The organism is Subtercola sp. Z020 (assembly GCF_002931235.1).
Classification (GTDB): domain Bacteria; phylum Actinomycetota; class Actinomycetes; order Actinomycetales; family Microbacteriaceae; genus Subtercola.
The window spans coordinates 1-6,181 of record NZ_PSTT01000055.1 but is presented as its reverse complement, the minus strand read 5'-3'; the positions used below and the strand labels follow the sequence as shown (position 1 = coordinate 6,181).

4 protein-coding genes are annotated in these 6,181 nt (G+C 72.3%); 3 read left to right on the top strand and 1 reads right to left on the bottom strand.

The annotated features are described in order from the left end of the window. The coding region (locus C5B96_RS07600) for an ATP-binding cassette domain-containing protein (RefSeq protein WP_199176588.1) at positions 1 to 930 on the top strand (930 nt) is incomplete at its 5' end. A gap of 364 nt (positions 931 to 1,294) precedes the next feature. Here the strand turns inward: C5B96_RS07600 and C5B96_RS07595 are convergent. After that, positions 1,295 to 2,278: an aminotransferase class IV gene (locus C5B96_RS07595; RefSeq protein ID WP_104244533.1), complete on the bottom strand. Its 984-nt coding sequence runs from the start codon at positions 2,276 to 2,278 to the stop codon at positions 1,295 to 1,297. A gap of 153 nt (positions 2,279 to 2,431) precedes the next feature. On the opposite strand from C5B96_RS07595, the gene leuS reads away from it, so the two are divergent. Beyond that, positions 2,432 to 5,092 carry a leucine--tRNA ligase gene (leuS, locus tag C5B96_RS07590; protein ID WP_104244531.1) on the top strand — a complete coding sequence of 887 codons (2,661 nt, stop codon included), beginning with the start codon at positions 2,432 to 2,434 and terminating at the stop codon, positions 5,090 to 5,092. A gap of 63 nt (positions 5,093 to 5,155) precedes the next feature. Next, positions 5,156 to 6,178: a helix-hairpin-helix domain-containing protein gene (locus C5B96_RS07585; protein WP_233189067.1), complete on the top strand. Its 1,023-nt coding sequence runs from the start codon at positions 5,156 to 5,158 to the stop codon at positions 6,176 to 6,178. The last annotated feature ends 3 nt before the right edge of the window (positions 6,179 to 6,181 follow it).

Sequence of the window (6,181 nt, the reverse complement as noted above, 5' to 3'; positions counted from 1 at the left end):
GGGCGCGGCGCCGCCCCCGCCGCCGCGCCCGCGGCATCCGCGCCGCCCGCACCCGCGAGATCGACACCTCCGGGCGAGGCGGACACGTCTGCCGGTCCGTCTCGCCCGCAGGTGTCCGCCTCGCGTCCCGCCGCCGCCCCGTCGGCTGCAGGTGTACGGCGGCCGCCGTTCATCCGCCTCGACCACGTGTCGGCCCGCTGGCCGCAGTTCGACACGCCCACCCCGACCACGATTGCCGTCGAGAAGACGCGAATCGTGGCTCCGGTCTCGTCGATGCAACGATCTGCGTCCCCTCACGTCGAAAGTGGGGGCACGGGTGGGGGCGCCGCCCTCCGCAACGTGAGCGTCGGCATCCCGCCCGGCGCCCGGCTGCTCGTGACCGGGCCGAGCGGGAGCGGCAAGACGACGCTCGCGGCCGTGCTCGTGCGCTTCCTCGAGCACACCGGCAGCTTCACCATCGACGGGGTCGACGTGCGCACCCTCGCCCCCGAAGACGTGCGCCGAACGGTAGGACTCTGCGAGCAGTCCCCATACATCTTCGATGCAAGCCTGCGGCAGAACCTGCTGTTTGCGCGCGAGACGGCGTCCGATGACGACCTGCTTGCCGTGCTCGCGCGCGTCGGGCTCGGCGGCTGGGCGCGCGCCCGCGGCGGGCTGGACGCGCGCCTCGGGCAGCACGGCGCCCGCGTCTCGGGCGGCGAGGCGCAGCGCATCGCCCTGGCGCGGGTGCTGCTCGCGGACTTCCCGGTCGTCGTGCTCGACGAGCCCACCGCGAACGTCGACCCCACCCGCGCAGACGCGCTGCTGGCCGACCTGCTCGCCGCGGCCGGCCCCGAGCGTTCGGTGGTGCTCATCTCGCACACCGATGTGCCGCCCGCCCTCGTGACGCAGCACCTGCGGCTCGCCTCCTCCGCCCCCGGCCGCGCCTGACCCGCACGCCTGGCCTCGGCCGTGACTGACCCGCGGCCTCGGCTGGGGCCGTGGGGCGGCCGTCCGCCGCCGATCCGCAGCCCGTCCTCGCTCGTCGGCCGTCCGCCGCCGGCCGTCTGCGGTCGCGCACGCCCGGGCACCGCTCAGCCAATCCGCCCCGCCATACGCGTCGGTTCCGCCCAGAGGTGTCCCGGCGTCCACCGCGCCTCGAGACGATATCGTCGGCGAACCGGCGAACCGGCGAACAGAGGGCTTGGCGGCCCGGTTGTCCATTGGCCGCGACCCCACCGCGATCACCCCGGCGGCGACGGCCCCGTCCGGACGGAGCTCAGCCCATCCGACTCCGTATACGCCGCGCTTTCGCTCAGCTCCGCCCGGGTGGGAGGGCCGCGCCCGGCAGCGGACGCGCCAGCGCCCCGAGCCGCCGCTGCCACAGCGCCGCCCGCCCGGGCTCCGCCACGACCGCCACCGCGCCGTCGGCCCCTCCGCCGCGGACATCCCCGGTGCGCGGGTCGCGGTCGCCGCCCGCGCTGGCAGCCGTGCCACCACCGCCGCCATCCCCCACCCACGCACTCACCACGCGGATCCCGTGCAGCGCGTTCACCGCCCACACCTCCGTGCCGACCAGCTCCGCGGGCGTCGCACGCTCCTCGCGCACCGGCACCCCCACCGCCGCCGCGACCGCCGCCACAGACCGCGCCGTCACACTGTCGACCCGCTCGAACTCCCGTGGCGGCATCCGCAGCTCGTCGCCCCGCCACCACAGCAGCGCGCTCGCCGTGCCCTCGACCACCTCGCCGCCCGTCGTCAGCAGCACCAGATCGTCGACGCCGTCTGCGCGCGCCGCGCTCCGCAGGCTCGCGAGCGTATCGAGGTCAGGACCTTTCCAGGCCGGGATGCCGCGGGGGTCCGCCCCCCGGTGCGTGCGCAGCACGACGGAGCCCGAGAGCGGCGGAGCGATGCGCATCGTCAACGCCAGCTCCCACTGCTCGCCGCCCCGCGCGGCTGCTCTGTCGCTCCCCGGATCCCGCCGTTGCACCGGTGGTTCCCGCGGGTGGAGCTGGCGCGGGAACCACCGGTGCAACGGCGGGATGGCCCCGAGCGCGGCCTCCCAGAACATCCCGAGCAGCGTCTCGTCGTCGAATCCGGCTGCCGCTGCAGCCCCGAAGAACCGCTCGCGGTGCAGGTCGATGGCGCGCACCCGCCCGGCGTCGACCAGCCACGAGTCGGCCGCCGCGAGCGGCCCCCGCCGCACATCCGGAGCCGAACCCTCGCCGACCAGCGCCCCCTCGCGAAAGACGAAGCGACGCGAATCGGGGGCGGCGGACGGCGGGAGCTCAGAAGTCATGACCAGTTCACGCTAGCAACAGCACGCCGCGAGCAAGGTTCAGTACAATTGGATGCTGGTGAGATCGATACCCGAGTCGCCTCCCGTCGGCCGCCTGCTGCGGTCGTCCCCTCGACGATTGAGACCCACGTGACTATCGAACGCGATTCCGCCATGCGCGGCGCCGAAGACGACGCAAGCAACGGCGCGACCAACGTCGCGAACGCCGCGACCGGCGGCGCGACCGACGCCGCGACCACCGCGACCGGCGCAGGCGCCGACACCGCACCCGACCCCACCCGCTACAGCTTCGAGGCCCTGCAGAACAAGTGGCTGCCCGTGTGGGACGAGATGGAGCCCTTCCGCACCGACCTCGAGAACGACAAGCGGCCGCGCAAGTACATCCTCGACATGTTCCCCTACCCCTCGGGCGACCTGCACATGGGCCACGCCGAGGCGTACGCGCTCGGCGACGTGATCTCGCGCTACTGGCGCCACCAGGGCTTCAACGTGCTGCACCCCATCGGCTGGGACTCGTTCGGCCTGCCCGCCGAGAATGCCGCGATCAAGCGCCAGATCGACCCCCGCGAGTGGACCTACGCGAACATCGACCAGCAGAAGGCGAGCTTCCGCCGGTACGCCGGCTCGTTCGACTGGAGCCGGGAGCTGCACACCAGCGACCCCGAGTACTACAAGTGGAACCAGTGGCTGTTCCTGAAGCTGTACGAGAAGGGCCTCGCCTACCGCAAGTCGAGCTGGGTCAACTGGGATCCGGTCGACCAGACCGTGCTGGCGAATGAGCAGGTTCTGCCCGACGGAACATCCGAACGCTCAGGCGCCATCGTCGTCAAGAAGAAGTTGACGCAGTGGTACTTCAAGATCACCGACTACGCCGACCGCCTGCTCGACGACCTCAAGCAGCTCGAGGGCTCGTGGCCGGCCAAGGTCATCAGCATGCAGCGCAACTGGATCGGCCGCTCGGTCGGCGCCGACGTCGACTTCGTGATCGAGGGCCGCGAGGCGCCCGTGACCGTGTTCACGACCCGGCCCGACACGCTCTACGGGGCGACCTTCATGGTCGTGGCGCCCGAGAGCGAGCTGGCGGCTGAGCTCGTCGCCGACGAGCGCGTGTCCGAGGCCGCCCGCGCGAGATTCACCGACTACCTCACCGAGGTGCAGAAGAGCACGGAGCTCGAGCGCCAGGCCACCGACCGCCCGAAGACCGGCGTCTTCCTCGAGCGCTACGCCGTCAACCCGGTCAGCGGCGAGCGCCTGCCCGTCTGGGCCGCCGACTACGTGCTGGCCGACTACGGAACCGGCGCGGTCATGGGCGTGCCTGCGCACGACCAGCGTGACCTCGACTTCGCTCGTGCGTTCGACCTGCCGGTGCGCGTCGTGCTCGACACGAACCAGCCGGTCACGGGGGCGATCCCGGTGTTCGTCGACGGGGAGATCCCGGATGATCTGCCTCCCCTCGACCCGGCGTCCACCGGCAAGGCGCTCTCGGGCGACGGCCGTCTCATCAACTCGGGCCCCCTCGACGGGCTCTCGAAGAACAAGGCGATCGCGCGCGTCATCGAGCAGCTCGAGGCTTCTGGATCGGGCCGCGCGGCGAAGAACTACCGCCTGCGGGACTGGCTCATCTCGCGCCAGCGCTACTGGGGAACCCCGATCCCGATCATCCACGGCGCCGACGGTGCCGAGATCCCGGTCGCCGAAGACCAGCTGCCCGTGCTGCTGCCGCCCACGGAAGGGCTGAACCTGCAGCCGAAGGGCACCTCGCCGCTCGGCGCGGCCACCGACTGGGTGAACGTGCCCGACCCGCGCGACGGCTCGCCGGCCCTCCGCGACGCCGACACGATGGACACCTTCGTCGACAGCTCGTGGTACTTCCTCCGCTTCCTCTCGCCGACCGACGAGACGAAGGCGTTCGACCCCCGCGAGGTCGACAAGTGGGCGCCGGTCGACCAGTACGTCGGTGGCGTGACGCACGCCATCCTGCACCTGCTCTACGCACGCTTCATCACGAAGGTGCTGTTCGACCTCGGCTACGTCTCGTTCACCGAGCCCTTCAGCGCCCTGCTGAACCAGGGCATGGTACAGATGGACGGCTCGGCGATGTCGAAGTCGAAGGGCAACCTGGTTCGCCTCTCCGACCAGCTCGACGAGCATGGTGTCGACGCAGTGCGCCTCACCATGGCGTTCGCCGGCCCGCCCGAAGACGACATCGACTGGGCGGATGTCTCGCCCGCCGCCTCAGCCAAGTACCTGGCCCGCGCCTGGCGGCTCTCCGGTGACGTCACGTCGCTGCCGTCGGTGAACTGGCGGGAGGGGGATGTCGCGCTCCGGCGCGTCACGCACCGCTTCCTCGCCGAGGCGCCCGGCCTGGTCGAGGCGTTCAAGTTCAACGTCGTCGTCGCACGCATCATGGATCTGACCAACGCCGCCCGCAAGGCCATCGACAGCGGCCCCGGCGGCGGCGACCCAGCCGTGCGCGAGGCCGTCGAGACCATCGCGCTCGGCCTCTCGCTCTTCGCGCCCTACACGGCCGAAGACATGTGGGAGCGCCTCGGCTACCCGCCCTCGATCTCCAGCTACGGCTGGCGCGGAGCCGACCCGACCCTCCTCACCGAGGAGTCGGTGACGGCGGTCGTGCAGGTCGACGGCAAGGTGCGGGCGCGTCTCGAGGTCTCGCCGAAGATCTCGGGGCCCGACCTCGAGGCTCTGGCGCGCTCGAACGAGGCCGTGGTGCGCTTCCTCGGCGACCGCGAGATCGTGAATGTGATCGTGCGCGCCCCGAAGATCGTCAACATTGCCACAAAGGCGCGTTCGTAGAAGTTCTCCACAGATGAGGGGCCGGGCGGATGCTCGGCCCCTTCTGTTTCGTACCGTCGGTGCATGCCTGCTCTACACCCTCCTTCCGCGTCGCGTGGGGCGAGGCTGCCCTGGGAGCTGGACGACCCGGATGAGCCCACTCCCTGGCTGACCGCTGCAGACACCACCGACCGCGATGCCAACCGCCCTCGCGAAGGAGTCGCCGAATCCTCTGGTGAGTTCGTCGACCCCGCTGCCGATCCGGCCGGCCTGCCCACCGAAGAGCCCGGCACCTTCACCGGCCCCGGCTCGCAACCCGGCAGCCGCCCCTCACGGTTCCGTGTCGGGGTCGGAGCCGCCCTTGTGCTCGTCATCGTCGCCCTCGTCTCTGCCGTGCTCGTCTCGATGTTCGCCCCGCGGGGCCGCACCGACCTCGTCGCACCCGGTCTGAGCGCCCCGGCCGCCCCCTCATCCACCTCGGCGGCCGGCGCCGGCGAATCCGGTTCTTCCCAGGCCGCATCGGGGGGCGCCCTCCCGCCCTCGCCGTCCAGCCCTGCTCCACCGGGCTCAGCGGCCACCCCCGGCGCCTCACCCACCGGCGGCCTGATCCTCCTGCACGTGCTCGGAGCCGTCGCCCACCCCGGGCTCTACGAACTCCACGCCGGCGACCGCGTGGTCGACGCCGTCGCAGCGGCCGGCGGATTCACCCCGAACGCCGACCAGACCCAGCAGAACCTGGCCCGCCCCATCGCCGACGGCGAGCAGCTGGTCATCCCCGAGCAGGGCGCCGCGCCCCCGCTCGGCTCCGCCGCTGCGGGCACTGCGGGCCTCACGCCGGGCGCGGGCGCTGGCGCGGCGGGCGCCGCCGCCGGCTCCGGCAGCGGTGCCGGCTCCCCGGGCGGGGGGCAACCGTCCGCGCTCGTCAACATCAACACCGCCGACCAGGCCCTGCTCGAGACCCTCCCGCAGGTCGGCCCCGCCCTCGCCCAGCGCATCATCGCCTGGCGCACCACCAACGGCCGCTTCACCCAGCTCGACGACCTCAAGAACGTCACCGGCATCGGCGACAAAACCTTCGCCGCCCTCCAGCCACTGGTGACCCTGTGACCC

Excerpts from the sequence above, each read along its gene's own strand:
- C5B96_RS07595 (WP_104244533.1), bottom strand. The coding sequence starts at position 2,278 with ATGACTTCTGAGCTCCCGCCGTCCGCCGCCCCCGATTCGCGTCGCTTC.
- leuS (WP_104244531.1), top strand. The coding sequence starts at position 2,432 with ATGCGCGGCGCCGAAGACGACGCAAGCAACGGCGCGACCAACGTCGCG.
- C5B96_RS07585 (WP_233189067.1), top strand. The coding sequence starts at position 5,156 with ATGCCTGCTCTACACCCTCCTTCCGCGTCGCGTGGGGCGAGGCTGCCC.